The following is a 416-nucleotide window of genomic DNA, read 5'->3' as shown; positions in this document are numbered from 1 at the left end:
GAGAACGACTCCCGAGGGGATATTATCGCACATCGAAGACAAGCTAACGCCAAAATCGATGCTGGAAGAAGCTGAGTTATCAGCCGACGACGCAGCTCACCCAGATCCATTTCAGACGCTTATCTCTGTAATCAATTCCACAATCGAAGAGCATGATCGGGCGAGTTCCGCACTAGGCCTCTCAATCTTCGGAGACCGAGTTTCAGCGCTTATCAAGCAGAATGGGAAAGCCGAAGAAGACTCTCCAGTTGATCAGACAATAGAATACGTATGTAAAGACCAACTCCCCCTGATTCTGGAGCAAGCGGTTAATGAGGAACTGACTGAAACAGCTATACAATCTACTGAGACAGCAGGGACGATCGGGGAGGCGGCAATTAAGGAGGATTCCAATCGAGCGGTTGAACACGTAGTAC

General features: G+C 49.0%; 1 pseudogene. It reads left to right on the top strand.

Features of this window, described 5'->3' with window-relative positions:
• Positions 1-416 (top strand): annotated as a pseudogene (locus EXE42_RS18780) (DUF2254 domain-containing protein); the annotation flags it as partial.

Origin of the sequence: Halorubrum sp. SP3, from assembly GCF_005435195.1 — an archaeon.
GTDB lineage: Archaea > Halobacteriota > Halobacteria > Halobacteriales > Haloferacaceae > Halorubrum > Halorubrum sodomense.
The sequence above is the reverse complement of the archived record's forward strand: the minus strand, read 5'-3'. Positions and strand labels throughout refer to the sequence as shown.